Source organism: Bradyrhizobium sp. UBA2491, from assembly GCF_002341725.1.
GTDB lineage: Bacteria > Pseudomonadota > Alphaproteobacteria > Rhizobiales > Xanthobacteraceae > Bradyrhizobium.
The window spans coordinates 1-15,621 of sequence record NZ_DDOP01000097.1 but is presented as its reverse complement, the minus strand read 5'-3'; the positions used below and the strand labels follow the sequence as shown (position 1 = coordinate 15,621).

Here is a 15,621-nt window from a genome sequence, read left to right as displayed (position 1 = left end):
GCCCGGTCACGCCCGTGATCAAAGCGACACGACCTTTCGAGGCGTGCTCGGCCATTTCTTCTCCGATGGTACAAAACTGTCGCGAAGCTAAGCTACTAATTTCCAGTTGCCGTTCGGGATCAGATTAGATGCTTTCCGTGAGCCTGATAGCACTGGGGCACATTGGCTGTCCATTATCGGAGCTTGGCGCTGACTGCTTTTGGGACGAAAGATCATCGTCATTTTCTTCGGATAGGCCATATACGCACGAGACTGCGTGCGACGACCGTCCTACGTTCGCCGGCTGGACATGAATTCGGCCTTCATCGCCTTGTACTTGCCGTCTATCTCAGCGGGCCGCAAGCCCTTGTTGCCCGTGCTTACGGTAACCAGAGAAATGACGCGGTATCTTTTTGGCGCTGCTCATTCGGCCTAGCCAGACGGGAGGACCAGAGACCGCACAATAGCGATGCCGGTGAGAGTCCGACAAGCGTCCAAAAAAGGCGCGGCTGAGCCGTGCCCGCGGACCGTCCCCGCCCAACCGGATCTACCTTAAGCGCCCTGCTTTTGCCCCGTTACAACCCATGATAGACTCAAAGTGATATGGTGGAGCTTAAGGGTGATGTTACCCGTGCCGCTAGTTATTGCTTCACGGCGTAATCGGCCCATACGCCTTGCCTTATTCGAAGTTTTCCGAGTAATGGACAGGATGTGGCCCGCTAGGCCGCTTGTTCCCCCGGGTCTCCGGCCGCCAACAATGGCCGGCTGCGAGACAAGACAGGGCCTGTTGCATGATCAGATTTGGCCTGCTCGGGTGCGGGCGTATCGCGAAGCGCCATTCCGATCTCCTGGGTGGCAATCACATCGAGGGAGCAAGCCTGGTTGCAGTCTGCGATCCGGTTCGCGCGCGCGCCGATGCGGTCGCAGGCAAGTTCGGCGTTCCGGCCCATTACGACATGGACGAGTTCCTGGCGCGCAAGGATATCGATGCCGTTGCCGTGCTGACCCCGAGCGGGCTGCATCCCGCGCATGTCATCGCCTGCGCCAGGGCCGGCAAGCACGTCGTGGTCGAAAAGCCGATGGCGTTGCGGCTGCAGGATGCCGACGACATGATCCGGGCCTGCGACGAGGCCGGCGTCAAGATGTTCATCGTCAAGCAGAACCGCTTCAACGTGCCGGTGGTCAAGGCGCGCGAGGCGCTGGATGCCGGCCGCTTCGGCAAGCTCATCCTGGGCACCGTCCGGGTGCGCTGGTGCCGTGACCAGGGCTACTACGACCAGGACGATTGGCGCGGCACCTGGGCCTATGACGGCGGCGTGCTGACCAACCAGGCGAGCCACCATGTCGACATGCTGGAGTGGTTCTTCGGCGACGTCGTGAGCGTGCATGCACGGGCGGCGACGGCGCTCGCCAGGATCGAAACCGAGGACACCGCGGTCGCGACGCTCAAGTTCCGCAACGGCGCGCTTGGCATCATCGAGGCGACCACCGCGGCGCGGCCGACCGATCTCGAGGGCTCGCTGTCGATCCTCGGCGAAAAGGGCACGGTCGAGATATCCGGCTTCGCGGTCAACCAGATCCGGCACTGGCGCTTTGTCGACGAGCTGCCGTCGGACAAGGACGTCGTGGAGAAGTTCTCGGTCAATCCGCCCAACGTCTACGGCTTCGGCCATCAGGCCTACTATCATCACGTGGTCGATTGCCTGGAGAACCAGCGCGCGGCGCTGGTCGACGGGCTCGAGGGCCGCAAGAGCCTGGAGCTGATCTCGGCGCTCTACGAGTCGATCGAGACCGGCGAGGAAGTGGCGCTGCGCTTCACGCCGCGCCTGAGCCGGCTCGGTGTGGTTTCGTGAACCGGCCCGACGTGCATCAGGCCAGCGTGCGCGATGTCGCGTTCGGCGAACGCGTCAAGATCGTCGAGCCCTGTAACCTTTATGGTTGCACGCTCGGTGACGATTGTTTCGTCGGGCCGTTCACCGAGATCCAGAAGGGCGTGGTGGTCGGCGCGCGCACCCGCGTGCAGTCGCATGCGTTCGTCTGCGAGCTCGTCACCATCGGCGAGGACTGCTTCGTCGGGCACGGCGTGATGTTCGTCAATGACACGTTCGCCACCGGCGGCCCGGCGCGCGGACGCAAGGAACTGTGGCGCGAGACGGTGATCGGCAACCGGGTGTCGATCGGCTCCAACGCCACGATCATGCCGGTCAGGATCGCCGACGACGTCGTCATCGGCGCGGGATCCGTCGTGACCAAGGACATCACGATATCAGGCACCTATGCCGGCAATCCGGCGCGCCGGCTGCTGACGAGCCAATAGGGGAATATCGATGGCCGTGCCGTATGCCGACCTGCAACTGCAATATCAGTCCATCAAGGGCGAGATCGATGCCGCGATCGCCGGCGTGATCCGCGACAACGCCTTCATCCGCGGCGGCTACGTCGACGCCTTCGAGCGCGAATTCGCCGCGGCCGCGGAAGTCGCGCACTGCGTCTCCTGCGCCAACGGCACCGACGCGCTTTACCTCGCGATGCGGGCGCTGAAAGTGCAGCCTGGCGACGAGGTGATCACGACGGCGCATTCCTGGATCTCGACCGCGGCGATGATCACGCATTCCGGCGCCACCGTCGTGTTCTGCGATACCGACGACACGACGTTCACGATCGATCCGGCCGCGATCGAGGCGGCGATCACGCCGCGCACGGTCGGCATCATCCCGGTGCATCTGTACGGCCAGCCCGCCGACATGGATGCGATCATGGCGATCGCGCAGAAGCACAAGCTCTGGGTGATCGAGGACTGCGCCCAGGCACATCTCGCGCGCTACAAGGGCCGCATGGTGGGCACGTTTGGCGAGGCGGCGACCTATTCATTCTATCCCGGCAAGAACCTCGGCGCGATGGGCGACGCGGGTGCCGTCGTCACCAACGACGCAGCGCTCGCCGAGCAGATGGCCATGCTGGCGCGCCACGGTGGGCTGGTGAAGCACCAGCACCATATCGAGGGCATCAACAGCCGGCTCGACGGCATGCAGGCCGCGATCCTCTCTGCCAAGCTGCCGCATCTCGAGGCGTGGACCGAGGCCCGCCAGGCCGCCGCCGAGGTCTATGACACCGGCCTCAACCAGATCGAGGACGTCGTGGTGCCCGAGGTCGCGCCGGCGCGCAGCCACGTCTATCACCTCTACACGATCCGGCACCCGCGCCGCGACGCGCTCGCCGCGCACCTGAACGCCAATGGCGTGCAGACCGCGATCAACTACCCCACCGCGCTGCCCTTCCTGCCGGCCTACGCCCGGTTCAATCACCGGCCGGAGCAGTTCCCCAACGCCCATCGCGATCAGGGCCGGATCCTCTCGCTGCCGATGTTCGCCGAGATCACACGCGAGCAGCAGGACGAGGTGATCGACCTGGTCCGCAAGTTCTGATCGCGATCGTGGCCCTGCGCCGGCGCGGGGGTTAGCCTCGCCGTAGCAGAGGCTTCAGGAACAGCTCCAGATTGGAGCCGGGGAACAGGTAGCCCTTCAGGCCCGCCGCGCGGGCCGCCTCGATATCCGTCGGTTGATCGCCGACCAGAAAGCTTCGTTCGACATCGACCGGAAAGCGTTCCAGCAGGTCATTGATCATGCCCGGCGATGGCTTGCGGCGAGGGCTCACCTGCCCGTAGCGCTCGATGGTCCCTTCCGGATGGAACGGGCAATATTCGAAGGCGTCGATATGGGCGCCGATCTTGCCGAGCTCGGCGGACATCCAGTCGTGGAGCTTTCGGATATGCGCTTCCTCGTAGAGGCCTCGCGCAACGCCTGACTGGTTGGTCACGACGAACGCGAAATAGCCGATGTCGTTGACCGCCTTCACCGCCTCGCGCGCACCGTCGATCCAGACCAGCCTGTGGCTTTCGAACAGATAGCCGATGTCGTGGTTCAGGACGCCGTCCCGATCGAAGAAGACCGCCGGCCTTCGCGCCTGATCGCTGGAAGCGCTGCTCATGAGGTGGCGATCCGTTCGGCTCCGTGAGGCATGAGCCTGCTCAATAGTTCACATTGCCGGGCGCGGCAATGCGAGGCCACATGGTCAGCGGGATGCGCTGACTCTCGTGGCTATCGCTCGTCCGCAATCACCTTGCCGTCATTCGGCAGCGAGCCTGCGCCGACGAGCTCGACCATGCCGCCGAGCTTGGTGACCGCGCGCAGCGTCGCCGCGACTTCGCCTTGCAGGGCATCCGCCGTCGAAGTGCATTCGGCCCTCAAGGTCATCGCGTCGGCCTCGCCGGTGCGCGTGACGACGAGGCGGAGCCGTCCGAGCTCGGGATGGCGCTTGCCGATCTCCGCGACCTGTTCGGGGCGTACGAACATGCCCTTGACCTTGGTGGTCTGGTCGGCGCGGCCCATCCAGCCCTTGATGCGCATATTGGTGCGTCCGCATTGACTCGCGCCGGGCAGGGCGGCGGTCAGGTCGCCGAGCGCGAGGCGGATCCAGGGATGGTGCGGATCGAGCGAGGTCACCACGATCTCGCCGACGTCGCCCGGCGCAACGGGATCGCCGGTGCCGGGCTTGACGATCTCCAGGATCAGTTCCTCGTTGACGGTCATCCCCTCGCGCGCCGGCGTCTCGAACGCGATCAGCCCGAGATCGGCGGTGCCGAACGCCTGGTAGGCCTCGACGCCGCGCGACTTCATCTCCTCCTGCAGCGATTTCGGGAAGGCCGCACCCGAGACCAGCGCGCGCTTGATCGAGGATACGTCACGGCCGGCGCCGGCGGCGGCATCGAGCAGGATCTTCAGGAAATCAGGCGTGCCGCTGTAACCAACCGGGCGATAGGCCTCGATCAGCTCGAATTGCTGCTCGGTATTGCCAGGGCCGGCCGGGATCACGGCGCAGCCGAGCGCCCGCGCGGAGGCATCGAAGATGAAGCCGCCGGGGGTGAGGTGATAGCTGAAGGTGTTCAGCACCACGTCCCCTTCGCGAAAGCCCGCCGCGAACAGCGCCCGCGCGCCGCGCCAGGGGTCGGTCTGCCGTCCCTCCGGCTCGAAGATCGGTCCCGGCGACGTGAACAGGCGGGCGAACGCGCCGGGCTTGTCGGCTACGAAGCCGCCGAAGGGCGGGGCGGCCTTGTGCAGGGCCGGCAGTTCCGACTTGCGCAGCACCGGCAGCCCCGCCAGAGCCTCCCGGCTGGTGACGGACGCCGGATCGATGCCCCTCAGCAAATTGGCATAGGCGGGTGCTGCCATCGCCTTGCGCAGGGTCTCCGGCAGCCGGGCGAACAGCGCGGCCTCGCGCTCGGCCGGGGCGCGCGTTTCAAGGGCGTCGTAATGGTCGGTCATGTCAGGTCCTTTGGCAGGTCCTTGAGAGGATGTGCGCAGGTTGCGTGCCGGTGCGCCCGTGCTATCAGACGGTGACCGCTGACATTGGGACGGTTCCAGGAAGCACGATGGCTGAGGCAGAGAGCGTTGCGGCGGACGGAGCCGCCGATGTCGTCGCGAGGCTGAAGCGCCGCATCATCGAGCAGGCGCTGCCGCTGTGGTCGACCACCGGCTGGGACGGCACGGCCGGCGGCTTTGTCGATCGGCTGCAACTGGATGGAACAGCCGACCACGCCGCGCCGCGCCGGGTCATGGTGCAGGCCCGCCAGATCTATTGCTACGCCAAGGCCGCCCAGATGGGCTGGTATCCCGAAGGGCGCGCGGTCGCGCTGAAGGGGCTCGACTATCTGCTCGCCAAGGCCAAGGCACCGGATGGCCGGCCGGGTTTCGTCTACAGCCTGACGCCGGACGGCGGCGTGCTCGATCCGCTGCGCGACACCTATGGCCATGCCTTCGTGCTGCTGGCGCTGGCGACCGTCTACGGGCTCGACCAGGACGCCCAGATTCGCGCCGAAATCGACGCCCTGCTGGCATTCCTCGACACCGAGCTGCGTTCGCCCCATGGCGGCTTCCACGAGGGCCTGCCGCCCTCGATGCCGCGCCGGCAGAACCCGCAGATGCACCTGTTCGAGGCGATGATCGCCTGCTTCGACGCGACACATGATCTGTCGTTCCAGAATCGCGCCGGCGATTTCTTCGCGCTGTTCCTGGCCAACCTCTACGACAAGCAGACGCGCACCCTCGGCGAATATTTCGAGGAGGACTGGTCCAGGATCCCGCCGGTCAGCGTCGAGCCCGGGCACCTCGCGGAATGGGTCTGGCTGCTGAAGGGATTCGAGCGGATCACCGGCTGCCCTACCGGGCGACCGCGCGGCGAACTGCTGGCGTCGGCGCTGCGCTATCGCGACGCGACCGGCTGCCTGATCGACGAGGGCGATGCCGAAGGCAATATCCGCCGCCACAGCAGGCGGCTGTGGCCGCAGAGCGAGTTGGCGAAGGCCTGGATCGCGCAGGCCGAGTCGGGCGAAGCTGGCGCTGCGGACGAGGCGCGCGCGGCGCTTGGGCTGCTGGAGCGACACTATCTCAGCCATCCCGTGGCCGGCGGCTGGTACGACCAGTTCGACCGCGACGGCAAGTCGCTGGTCGCGACGATCCCGGCATCGTCGTTCTACCACGTGCTCTGCGCGGTCACCGAAGCGGAGCAGGTGCTCAGCTAGAGCCGGCTTGCTGGTTTGATGCGTCTTCTGCACGCGAACCGGTCCTCAACTCCGCTCGAAAACGCGCGACGGGCTCACAGCCAGCGCTTGCGCCGCTTGAAGCTTTTCAAGTTCTTGAAGCTCTTGCGCTGGTCGCCGGCGCCGCCGAGGTAGAATTCCTTGACGTCCTCATTGTCGCGCAGTTCGTCGGCGGAGCCGTCGAGCACCACCTTGCCCTGTTCCATGATGTAGCCGTGGCTCGCTACCGAGAGCGCGGCGCGCGCGTTCTGTTCGACCAAGAGGATCGTGACGCCGAGATCGCGGTTGATCTCCTTGATGATCGCGAACACTTCCTTGACCAGCAGCGGCGACAAGCCCATCGACGGCTCGTCCATCAGGATCATCTTCGGGCGCGCCATCAGCGCGCGGCCGATCGCGAGCATCTGCTGCTCGCCGCCGGAAAGGTAGCCGGCGAGGCCGGTGCGCTCTTTCAGGCGTGGGAAATATTTGAACACCATGTCGATGTCGGCGGCGACCTCGCCGTCGCGCCGGGTGAAGGCGCCGAGCCGCAGATTCTCCAGCGACGTCATGTCGGCAACGATGCGGCGGCCCTCCATCACCTGGAAGATGCCGCGGCGGACGATCTTGTCCGGATCGATGCCGTTGATGCGCTGGCCCTCGAACAGGATCTCGCCACGCGTGACCTCGCCGTCCTCGGTCTTGAGCAGGCCGGAGATCGCCTTCAGCGTGGTCGACTTGCCGGCGCCATTGGCGCCGAGCAGCGCGACGATCGCGCCCTTCGGCACTTCGAGGCTGAGCCCGCGCAGCACCAGGATGACGTCGTCATAGACGACCTCGATGTTGTTGATGCTGAGCAGCGGCGGTGGTGGGACCGCCGTCGGCCCCGGACGGGTGGCTTCGATGGTTTCGTTCATGGTTCTGGTCACTCTCCACTGTCGTCACCCGCGTTTCGTGCGGGTGACCCAGTATTCCAGAGGCGCCAGCGGTCAAATCGTGAGAGCGCGGCGTACTGGATCCCCCGCTTTCGCGGGGGATGACGATTGTTGTCGAGGCTGCGCCTGTCGCAGCCTCACGACCTCACCAGCCAAACCATTCCGGCTTGCGCGGCAGGTCGACGGTCTTCACCTTCTCGAGCTTGATGGTGCCCTTGCTCATCAGCTCGTTGATGTCGCCGTCGGTCGCGCCGGTGACCTTCGAGCGATAGAGGTCGACCTTCGTGGTCGGGCGATGATCCTTCTCGGTCCAGGTCGAGGGATTGCAGACCCCGTCCATGCCGGCCGGCACCCAGTCCTTCTTCTGGTAGAAGCCCTTGGCGACGTTCTCGCCGGTGGCGCCGCCGTTCTTCGCCGCCCAATCCAGTGCCTCCTTCATGTACAGCGCGCTGCAGACGCCGGCGATGTAGTGCACCGGGCGATAGACCTTGCCCGACGGGTCGGACATCTTGGAGATCTCCATCACCGTCTTCATGCCGGGCGCGTTGCCGCCCCAGCCGACCGCGGTGCGCAGCGGGAAGATCACGCCATCGGCGGCATCCCCCGCGGTCTTGGCGGCGTTCTCGTCCATGCCCCAGACGTTGCTGAGGAACTGGACGTCGACGCCGGCGGTCTTGCAGGCCTTCATGACCGAGATGTTGGAAGCGGCGGTGTTGCCGAGATAGGCGTAGTTGGCGCCGGAGCTCTTCAGGCTCAGGCACTGCGCCGAGTAGTCGCCGGGCGACAGCGCGAACACCAGCGGCGGCAGCACCTCGAAGCCGAGCTCGGCCGCGAGCGCCTCGCCGGCCGCCTTCGGGGCGTTCGGGTAGGGATGGTTGGCACCCATATGGACGAATTTGGGCTTGCCGGGCTTGCCCTTGGCCTTCCAGTCCTCAGCCGCCCAGGTCAGTTCGGCGCGCAGCGCGTCCGAATAGCTCGGGCCGTAGAAGAAGTTGTACGGCGCCGGCTTGGCCTTGCCGCTGGTGCCTTCGGGATCGGTCAGCGCGGCGGCGTAGGAGCCCGACAGATCGGGAATCTTGTCCTGCGCCAGGAAGCCGGTCAGCGCCTCGGTATCTGCGGTGCCCCAGCCCATGATCGCGGCCACCTTGTTGTCGGGCGCCGACCACTTCTTGTACAGCGCGATGGCACGCGGCACCTGGTAACCGTAGTCGTTGCTGTCGACATTGAGCTGCTTGCCGCCGACGCCGCCGTTCTTGTTGACCCAGGCAAAGGTATCGGCGACGCCCTGGCCGTAGGGCGTGCCGACGTCGGAGGTACCGCCCGAGAGGTCCTGGAGATGGCCGATGGCGATCTGCGCCTGCGCGGCGCTGGCCGCGCCGCCGATCAGCAGCGCCAGGGAGACCGAGCTCAAAAGGGATCTAATCGTCATTGTTGGTTTCCTCCTGTTATTTATTGAACCGATCGTTGGGTCATATTCCGTCTGCGTCAGTGCGAGAACGGGTAGAGTTTCCAGTAGGCCTTGATCTGCCGCCAGCGATGCGCGAGCCCGTCCGGCTCGAACATCAGGAAGCCGATGATGATCAGGCCGATCGCGATCTCGCGCAGGAAGGTGATGTTGTTGTTGAGTTGCAGCGCCTTGTCGATGGCGCCGCCCTTCAGCCAGGCGCTCAGCCATTCCATCGATTCCGGCAGCAGCACGACGAAGGCGGTGCCCATCAGCGTGCCCATCATCGAGCCGGTGCCGCCGATGATGACCATCGCGAGGAACAGCACCGAACGCTCGATGCCAAAGCCCTCCTGCGAGACCACCAGCTGATAATGCGCGTACAGCGCGCCGGCGATGCCGGCGAAGAACGCGGCAAGCCCGAACGACAGTGTCCGGTACTTGGTCAGGTTGATGCCCATGATCTCGGCCGAGAGATAGTGGTCGCGGATCGCGACCAACGCACGGCCGTCGCGGGTACGCATCAGATTGGTGACCAGCAGATAGCTGATCACCATGTAGGCGAGCACGACGTAGAAATACTGCCGGTCGCCGCGCAGCGTATAGCCGAAGATCGAGAACGGATTGGCGCTGGCCGGCACCGAACCGCCCGAGAACCAGTCGGCGCGCGAGAAGAAGTCGAGCAGGATGTACTGCGCGGCAAGCGTGGCGATGACGAGATAGAGGCCCTTCAATCGCGCCGCCGGCACGCCGAAGATCAGGCCGACCAGCGCCGTGACCACACCGGCAAGCGGAATCGCGAAGAACACCGGGATCGGCAGGTTGTTGGAGATGTAGGCCGAGGTGAAGGCGCCGAACAGGAAGAACGCGGCGTGTCCGATCGAGATCTGGCCGGTGAAGCCGACCAGCACGTTGAGGCCGAGCGCCGCGATCGCGAAGATGCCGATCTGGATCGCGATCGAGAGCAGGTAGTTGGACAGCAGCATCGGCGCGAAGCAGGCGACGATGATGCCGAGAATCGCGCAATTGCGGCTGGCCGTGGTCGGGAAGATCGTGGTGTCGGCCGCGTAGCTGGTGCGGAAGTCGCCCGACGGGATGAGGGTGCTCGTTGCCATGGGGCTCTACTGTGCTCCCTGCCGGGGTGAAGTCATCGTCACGCCCCTTTTTGTCTGGGCATGATCGTTTCCGAAAACCGGTTTCCACTTTTCGGCGATCATGCCTAGACCCGCTCGATGTCCTTGGTGCCGAACAGCCCATACGGCTTGATCATCAGGATGATGATCAGGACGTAGAACGGCGCGATCTCGTAGAGATTGCCCCAGTGCAGATATTCGCTGTCGACATATTGGGCGACGTTTTCCAGGAGCCCGATGATGATGCCGCCGAGCACGGCGCCGCCGACCGAGTCGAGCCCGCCGAGGATCGCGGCCGGAAACACCTTGATGCCGTAGGCGGAGAGGCCGGACGACACGCCGTTGACGACGGCAACCACGACACCGGCGACCGCCGAGACCGTGGCCGAGATCGCCCAGGCCATCGCGAACACGCTCTTCACGGAGATGCCGAGCGACTGTGCGACCTGCTGGTTGAACGCGGTGGCGCGCATCGCCAGGCCGTATTTGGAGGCGCGGAAGAACCAGGCCATGCCGACCATCATGGCGAGCGAGACCACGAGGCTCATGACGTAGACGGTCTGGATCTGGAGCCCGAACAGGCTGATCGACTGGCTCTGGAAGATCTGCGGAAACGGCTGCGGGTTGACGCCGAAGATCCACTTCAGCGCGGCCTGGAACACGGTCGACAGGCCGATCGTCACCATGATCACGGAGATGATCGGTTCGCCGATCATCGGGCGCAGGATCACGACCTGGATCGCGATGCCGAAGATGAACATGAACACCAGCGTGATCGGCATGCCGATCCAGAACGGCAATTGATACTTGGTCAGCAGCGCCCAGCACACCCAGGCGCCGACCAGCAGCAGTTCACCCTGCGCGAAGTTGACGACCTGGGTCGCCTTGTAGATCAGCACGAACGACATCGCGACCACGCCATAGAGCGTGCCGACCACGAGGCCATTGACGATGAGCTGGATCAGGAACTGGGTGTTCATGGGGTGCCGTGCTATCTTCGCCTCTCCCCGCCTGCGGGGAAAGGCCGGCGCGTGCCGAGCGATGCGAAGCATCGTCCGGGGTGCGACGGGTGAGGGGGAGCTTCCGCATGCGCGGTGCTAGAGAGTCCAAAACCGAGCGCGCGAGGAATTTGCGAGCAGCCTCGACGGATTCTGAGGGGACGCTCTGGTACCGTCTCCGCGCCCGCAGGCTGAGCGGTTACAAGTTCGTGAGACAGGAGCCGGTTGGACCCTACACGGTCGACTTCATCTGCCGCGAGCATCGTCTCGTAATTGAGGTGGATGGCGGACAACACGCCGACAGTCAGACCGACGCCATTCGCGACAAATGGCTCGTCGATCACAAGTACCGCGTCTTGCGTTTCTGGAACAACCAAGTCTCGAGCAATTTGGCTGGCGTTCTCGAAACGATCCTCACCGCGCTCGCGGAGGCTCCCCCTCACCCGGATCGCTGATGCGATCCGACCTCTCCCCGCAAGCGGGGCGAGGTGAAGGTCAGCGCGTGTCGCAGAGACGGTCATTCCGCGGCCTCCGCGATCGCAGCGCGGCCGAGATCGACGACTTCGAGTGTGGTGCGGACACGTTGCGTGGTGCCGTCCTGGAAACGGATCACGGTGTCGACCGGGATTTTGGCCTTGCCGCGGTAGATTGCCTCGATGATATCTGCGTATTTTTCGTTGATCACGCCGCGGCGAACCTTTCGGGTCCGCGTCAGTTCGCCGTCGTCGGCATCGAGCTCCTTGTAGAGCAGCAGGAAGCGCGAGATGCGCTGGGCCGGCGGCAGGGTGGCGTTGACGGTCTCGACCTCTTTCTTCAGCAGTGCATAGACCTCCGGCCGCGACGACAGGTCGGTATAGGTCGTGAACGAGAGCCGGTTCTTCTCCGCCCATTTCGAGATGATCGAGTAGCGGATGCAGATCATCGCGGCCAGCGTGTCGCGACCGGCGCCGAGCACGACGGCTTCGGCGACATAGGGCGAGAACTTCAGCTTGTTCTCGATATATTGCGGCGAGAAGCGCTCGCCGCGCGAGGTCTCGGCGAGATCCTTGATGCGGTCGATCACGACCAGCTGCCGGTTGTCGTTGTAGTAGCCGGCGTCGCCCGAATGCATCCAGCCGTCCTTGATGTCTGCGACCGATGCCTCGGCGTTCTTGTAGTAGCCGTGGAACATATTCGGATGCCGCACCACGATCTCGCCGACGCCGTTGACGTCGGCATTGTCGATGCGGATTTCGATGTTGTCGGCCATCGGCACGCCGGTCGTGTCGGGATCGACCTTGCCTTCTGGATGCAGCGTGTAGGCGCCGAGCAGCTCGGTCTGGCCGTACAGCGTGCGCAGCGGCACGCCCATCGCCTGGAAGAACTTGAAGGTGTCCGGCCCGAGCGCCGCGCCGCCGGTCGCCGCCGAGCGCAGCCGGGTGAAGCCGAGCCGGTCGCGCAGCGCGCGGAACAGGATCTGGTCGGCGAGGACAGAACGCTTGCCCTCGGCGAGCGCCGCGAGCCCGGCCTTCATCCCGAGATCGTAGAGCCTCTGCTTGAACGGCGAGGCATCCATGACACCTGCGCGCACGTCGGCCGCGATCGACTCCCAGACCCGCGGCGCGAACAGCACGAAGGTCGGCGCGATCTCGCGGAAATCGTGCATCATCGTGTCGGGCTCTTCGACGAAGTTGACCTTCATCCGGGAGAGCAGCGCCTGGCCCAGCGCGTAGATCTGCTCCATGATCCAGGGCAGCGGCAGCACCGAGACATACTCGTCATCCGGCCCCTTCGGGTCGAAGGCGAGATAGGTCGCGCAGTGCCGCAGCACGCGTCCGGCCGAGAGCATCGCAAGCTTCGGGTTGGCGGTCGTGCCCGAGGTGGTGCAGAGGATCGCGACGTCTTCGCCGCGGGTGGCGTCGACCAGCCGGTCGTACAACCCGGGCTCACGCGTCGCGCGATCGCGGCCGAGCGCAACGAGCTTACTCGCCTCCATCAATCGCGGATCGTCGTATTTGCGCATGCCGCGCGGGTCGGAATAGACGATGTGCTTGAGATGCGGCACGCGGTCGGCCAGGCCGAGCAGCTTGTCGACCTGTTCCTCGTCCTCGGCGAACACCAGCTTGGCCTCGCCATAGGTCAGGAGATAGGCGGCTTCCTCGTCCAGCACGTCGCGATAGAGGCCAAGGCTCATCGCGCCGATCGCGTGGGCAGCGATTTCGGCCGCGACCCAGTCCGGCCGGTTATCGCCGATGATGCCGATCACGTCGCCGTGGCCGAGGCCGAGTTCGACCATGCCGAGCGCGAAATCATGGGTGCGGGTCTGGTAGGCGTTCCAGGTGAATTCGCGCCACAGCCCGAGATCCTTCTCGCGCAGCGCGATCTCGCCGCCGTGCTCTCTGGCGTTCAGGCGCAGCAGCTTTGGATAGGTGTCGGCCTGCGCGGCGCGACCGGCATAGTCCATCATGCCGCGCTCTCCCGCACCGCCGGCTTGTCGTCGGGATCGACCAGCACCTCGTCCTCTTCCCCGAGATAGGCGCGCTTGACGTGGGGATCGGCGAGCACGGTGGCCGGATCGCCTTCGGCGATCTTGCGGCCGAAGTCGAGCACCATGACGCGGTGCGAGATGTCCATCACCACGCCCATGTCGTGCTCGATCATCATCACGGTCATGCCGAACTCTTCGTTGAGATCGACGATGTAGCGCGCCATGTCCTCCTTCTCTTCGAAGTTCATGCCGGCCATCGGCTCGTCGAGCAGGATCAGCTGCGGCTCGAGCGCCATCGCGCGGGCGAGCTCGACGCGCTTGCGCAAGCCGTAGGGCAGGGTGCCGGCGGTCGCCTTGCGCACCGATTGCAGATCGAGGAAGTCGATGATCTCCTCGACCTTGCGGCGGTGCTCGAGCTCCTCGCGGCGTGCGCCGGTTAGCCAGTACAGCGACCCGGTGATGAAATTGTTCTTCAGGAGATGATGGCGGCCGACCATGATGTTGTCGAGCACGCTCATGTGGTGGAACAGCGCGAGATTCTGGAAGGTCCGGCCGATGCCGAGGCGGGGCCGCGCGTTCGGGGTGAGGCCGGTGATGTCCTGGCCGCGGTAGAACAGCTGGCCCTCGGTCGGACGGTAGCGACCGGAGATGCAGTTGACGATCGAGGTCTTGCCGGCACCGTTCGGGCCAATGATGGAGAACAGCTCGCCCTCGTTGACGCTGAAGCTCACATCGGTCAGCGCGCGGACGCCGCCAAAGCGCAATGAGACTCCGCGCACCTCGAGACTGTTGGCCACCCTGTTCCCTCCAGATACGGGCGCTTTGGCGCGCTCTTTATCTTTCGCTTCGATCAACTTCGATCTTACACTTTGATCTTACATGGGCTGCTGACGGAAACCATCCGACTAATGATGCCGGCGCTCGGGAGCATCGTGCGCCCGATCGCCTGCATCATGCGCGGTAACGCCGCACCCGCCTGCAAGCCCGTCTCTCGCGTCCTCCTCGCTCAGCGATCCATCGAGGTGCTGCGCGCGGCGTTACGCGAGGTGGCTCTGCATACGAGAAAGCGATAGGTTGAATTGTCATGTGCCCGACAATTGGTCAGGAAATTTAGCTGGCAGTCCAGGAAGCGGGTTCCTGACGTCGCGCACGGCGTTGTTGCGGTGCAATATCTTGGCGTAGCCTGGGTGGGATGCCGTCGCTAGAATGATTGCTGCCGATTACCTGAAGCGCATCGCGGCCTGGTCGCGCGAACTGAGCGAGCAAGAAATCGAAATCGCGCGCGCCGGCATTTCCGAGAAGTCTTACCGCGCCAACGAATTCATCTTCATGCGCGGCGACAATTTCCAGTACTGGACCGGCATCGTCACCGGGTTGGCGCGGATGGGCATCGTCTCGCGCGGCGGCAAGGCTGCGAGCTTTGCTGGCCTCACCGCCGGCGCGTGGTTCGGTGAGGGCACCGTGCTCAAGAACGAGCTGCGGCGCTACGACGTGGTCGCGCTGCGCGACACGCGACTGGCGATGATGGACCGGCGGACCTTCGTCTGGCTGTTCGAGAACAGCGTCGGCTTCAACCGCTTTCTGGTGGGGTCGCTCAACGAGCGGCTTGGCCAGTTCATCGCGCTGCTCGAATATGGCCGGACGCTGGACGCGACGGCGCGGCTGGCGCGCTCGATCGCCTCGCTGTTCAACCCGATCCTCTACCCCGACCTCACCTTGCACCTGGAGATCACCCAGGAGGAGATCGGGGCGCTGTCGGGCATCTCGCGCCAGAATGCCAATCAATGCCTGAAGCGGCTCGAGCGCGAGGGGCTGCTGCGGCTCGAATATGGCGGGGTCACCATCATCAACCTCGACCGGCTGCGTCACTACGGGGAATGACCGGCTCCGGGCCGCACCAATTTTCGAACGCACTAAAGTCCTGATCTTTCAAACGATTATGCCATTAGACTTGGAGCAGGCCGGATGCTACAGACCGGCCTCGTCGGGACCGCGCGGTTTCCGCGCTCTCTGGAGATGACATGGCGGTTAAGGATTCGGCGGCTCAGGACTCAAAGCGGCGCGTGGCGCTGATCACGGGCGTGACCGGGC

At 64.8% G+C, this 15,621-nt stretch carries 14 protein-coding genes; 6 read left to right on the top strand and 8 right to left on the bottom strand.

The features are described from left to right. Positions 1-770 precede the first annotated feature (770 nt). From B2W55_RS32285 to B2W55_RS32275, 3 genes are read left to right on the top strand one after another with little or no spacing between them, the layout of a single operon-like run. Positions 771-1,832, top strand: a complete 1,062-nt coding sequence (locus B2W55_RS32285) for a Gfo/Idh/MocA family protein (protein ID WP_024585015.1) — start codon at positions 771-773, stop codon at positions 1,830-1,832. Then, the gene (locus B2W55_RS32280; protein WP_024585016.1) at positions 1,829-2,296 is read left to right on the top strand and encodes an acyltransferase; all 468 of its coding nucleotides are present in this window, start codon (positions 1,829-1,831) and stop codon (positions 2,294-2,296) included. The genes B2W55_RS32285 and B2W55_RS32280 overlap by 4 nt, the downstream gene beginning before the upstream one ends. Positions 2,297-2,306: 10 nt before the next feature. Further along, a complete protein-coding gene (locus B2W55_RS32275; RefSeq protein ID WP_024585017.1) occupies positions 2,307-3,404 on the top strand; it encodes a DegT/DnrJ/EryC1/StrS family aminotransferase in 1,098 nt (365 codons plus the stop codon). Positions 3,405-3,435: 31 nt separating this feature from the next. Here the strand turns inward: B2W55_RS32275 and B2W55_RS32270 are convergent, their stop codons facing one another. Both B2W55_RS32270 and B2W55_RS32265 read right to left on the bottom strand, forming a co-directional pair. Further along, entirely contained in the window at positions 3,436-3,966 is a 531-nt protein-coding gene (locus tag B2W55_RS32270; protein ID WP_024585018.1) for an HAD family hydrolase, read from the bottom strand. 110 nt (positions 3,967-4,076) lie between these two features. After that, entirely contained in the window at positions 4,077-5,300 is a 1,224-nt protein-coding gene (locus B2W55_RS32265; RefSeq protein WP_024585019.1) for a phenylacetate--CoA ligase family protein, read from the bottom strand. 107 nt (positions 5,301-5,407) lie between these two features. On the opposite strand from B2W55_RS32265, the gene B2W55_RS32260 reads away from it, so the two are divergent. Then, on the top strand, positions 5,408-6,556 hold the full coding sequence (locus B2W55_RS32260) for an AGE family epimerase/isomerase (RefSeq protein WP_024585020.1): 1,149 nt from the start codon (positions 5,408-5,410) through the stop codon (positions 6,554-6,556). Positions 6,557-6,630: 74 nt separating this feature from the next. Here the strand turns inward: B2W55_RS32260 and B2W55_RS32255 are convergent, their stop codons facing one another. From B2W55_RS32255 to B2W55_RS32240, 4 genes are all read right to left on the bottom strand, one after another. Beyond that, positions 6,631-7,470 (bottom strand): ABC transporter ATP-binding protein, encoded by an 840-nt coding sequence (locus tag B2W55_RS32255; protein ID WP_024585021.1) that lies wholly within the window; start codon positions 7,468-7,470, stop codon positions 6,631-6,633. 163 nt (positions 7,471-7,633) lie between these two features. Next, positions 7,634-8,917, bottom strand: a complete 1,284-nt coding sequence (locus tag B2W55_RS32250; protein WP_024585022.1) for an ABC transporter substrate-binding protein — start codon at positions 8,915-8,917, stop codon at positions 7,634-7,636. A gap of 56 nt (positions 8,918-8,973) precedes the next feature. Next, positions 8,974-10,047 (bottom strand): branched-chain amino acid ABC transporter permease, encoded by a 1,074-nt coding sequence (locus tag B2W55_RS32245; RefSeq protein ID WP_024585023.1) that lies wholly within the window; start codon positions 10,045-10,047, stop codon positions 8,974-8,976. A gap of 104 nt (positions 10,048-10,151) precedes the next feature. Beyond that, positions 10,152-11,045: a branched-chain amino acid ABC transporter permease gene (locus B2W55_RS32240; RefSeq protein WP_024585024.1), complete on the bottom strand. Its 894-nt coding sequence runs from the start codon at positions 11,043-11,045 to the stop codon at positions 10,152-10,154. 107 nt (positions 11,046-11,152) lie between these two features. Between B2W55_RS32240 and B2W55_RS32235 the strand changes: the two genes are divergently transcribed. Further along, complete coding sequence (locus B2W55_RS32235) at positions 11,153-11,518, top strand: endonuclease domain-containing protein (protein WP_024585025.1); 366 nt, start codon at positions 11,153-11,155, stop codon at positions 11,516-11,518. 62 nt (positions 11,519-11,580) lie between these two features. Here the strand turns inward: B2W55_RS32235 and B2W55_RS32230 are convergent, their stop codons facing one another. Next, the gene (locus B2W55_RS32230) at positions 11,581-13,509 is read right to left on the bottom strand and encodes a long-chain fatty acid--CoA ligase (protein ID WP_024585026.1); all 1,929 of its coding nucleotides are present in this window, start codon (positions 13,507-13,509) and stop codon (positions 11,581-11,583) included. Further along, on the bottom strand, positions 13,506-14,327 hold the full coding sequence (locus B2W55_RS32225; protein ID WP_021080506.1) for an ABC transporter ATP-binding protein: 822 nt from the start codon (positions 14,325-14,327) through the stop codon (positions 13,506-13,508). Before B2W55_RS32225 ends, B2W55_RS32230 begins: the two co-directional genes overlap by 4 nt. A 409-nt stretch (positions 14,328-14,736) precedes the next feature. Here B2W55_RS32225 and B2W55_RS32220 point away from each other — a divergent pair, with 409 nt between their 5' ends. Further along, positions 14,737-15,411, top strand: a complete 675-nt coding sequence (locus tag B2W55_RS32220) for a Crp/Fnr family transcriptional regulator (RefSeq protein WP_024585027.1) — start codon at positions 14,737-14,739, stop codon at positions 15,409-15,411. Positions 15,412-15,621: the final 210 nt, after the last annotated feature.

Bases quoted from the DNA above. Each gene is read 5' to 3' on its own strand.
- B2W55_RS32285 (WP_024585015.1), top strand. From the start codon at position 771: ATGATCAGATTTGGCCTGCTCGGGTGCGGGCGTATCGCGAAGCGCCAT.
- B2W55_RS32275 (WP_024585017.1), top strand. From the start codon at position 2,307: ATGGCCGTGCCGTATGCCGACCTGCAACTGCAATATCAGTCCATCAAG.
- B2W55_RS32270 (WP_024585018.1), bottom strand. From the start codon at position 3,966: ATGAGCAGCGCTTCCAGCGATCAGGCGCGAAGGCCGGCGGTCTTCTTC.
- B2W55_RS32265 (WP_024585019.1), bottom strand. From the start codon at position 5,300: ATGACCGACCATTACGACGCCCTTGAAACGCGCGCCCCGGCCGAGCGC.
- B2W55_RS32260 (WP_024585020.1), top strand. From the start codon at position 5,408: ATGGCTGAGGCAGAGAGCGTTGCGGCGGACGGAGCCGCCGATGTCGTC.
- B2W55_RS32255 (WP_024585021.1), bottom strand. From the start codon at position 7,470: ATGAACGAAACCATCGAAGCCACCCGTCCGGGGCCGACGGCGGTCCCA.
- B2W55_RS32250 (WP_024585022.1), bottom strand. From the start codon at position 8,917: ATGACGATTAGATCCCTTTTGAGCTCGGTCTCCCTGGCGCTGCTGATC.
- B2W55_RS32245 (WP_024585023.1), bottom strand. From the start codon at position 10,047: ATGGCAACGAGCACCCTCATCCCGTCGGGCGACTTCCGCACCAGCTAC.
- B2W55_RS32240 (WP_024585024.1), bottom strand. From the start codon at position 11,045: ATGAACACCCAGTTCCTGATCCAGCTCATCGTCAATGGCCTCGTGGTC.
- B2W55_RS32235 (WP_024585025.1), top strand. From the start codon at position 11,153: ATGCGCGGTGCTAGAGAGTCCAAAACCGAGCGCGCGAGGAATTTGCGA.
- B2W55_RS32230 (WP_024585026.1), bottom strand. From the start codon at position 13,509: ATGATGGACTATGCCGGTCGCGCCGCGCAGGCCGACACCTATCCAAAG.
- B2W55_RS32220 (WP_024585027.1), top strand. From the start codon at position 14,737: ATGATTGCTGCCGATTACCTGAAGCGCATCGCGGCCTGGTCGCGCGAA.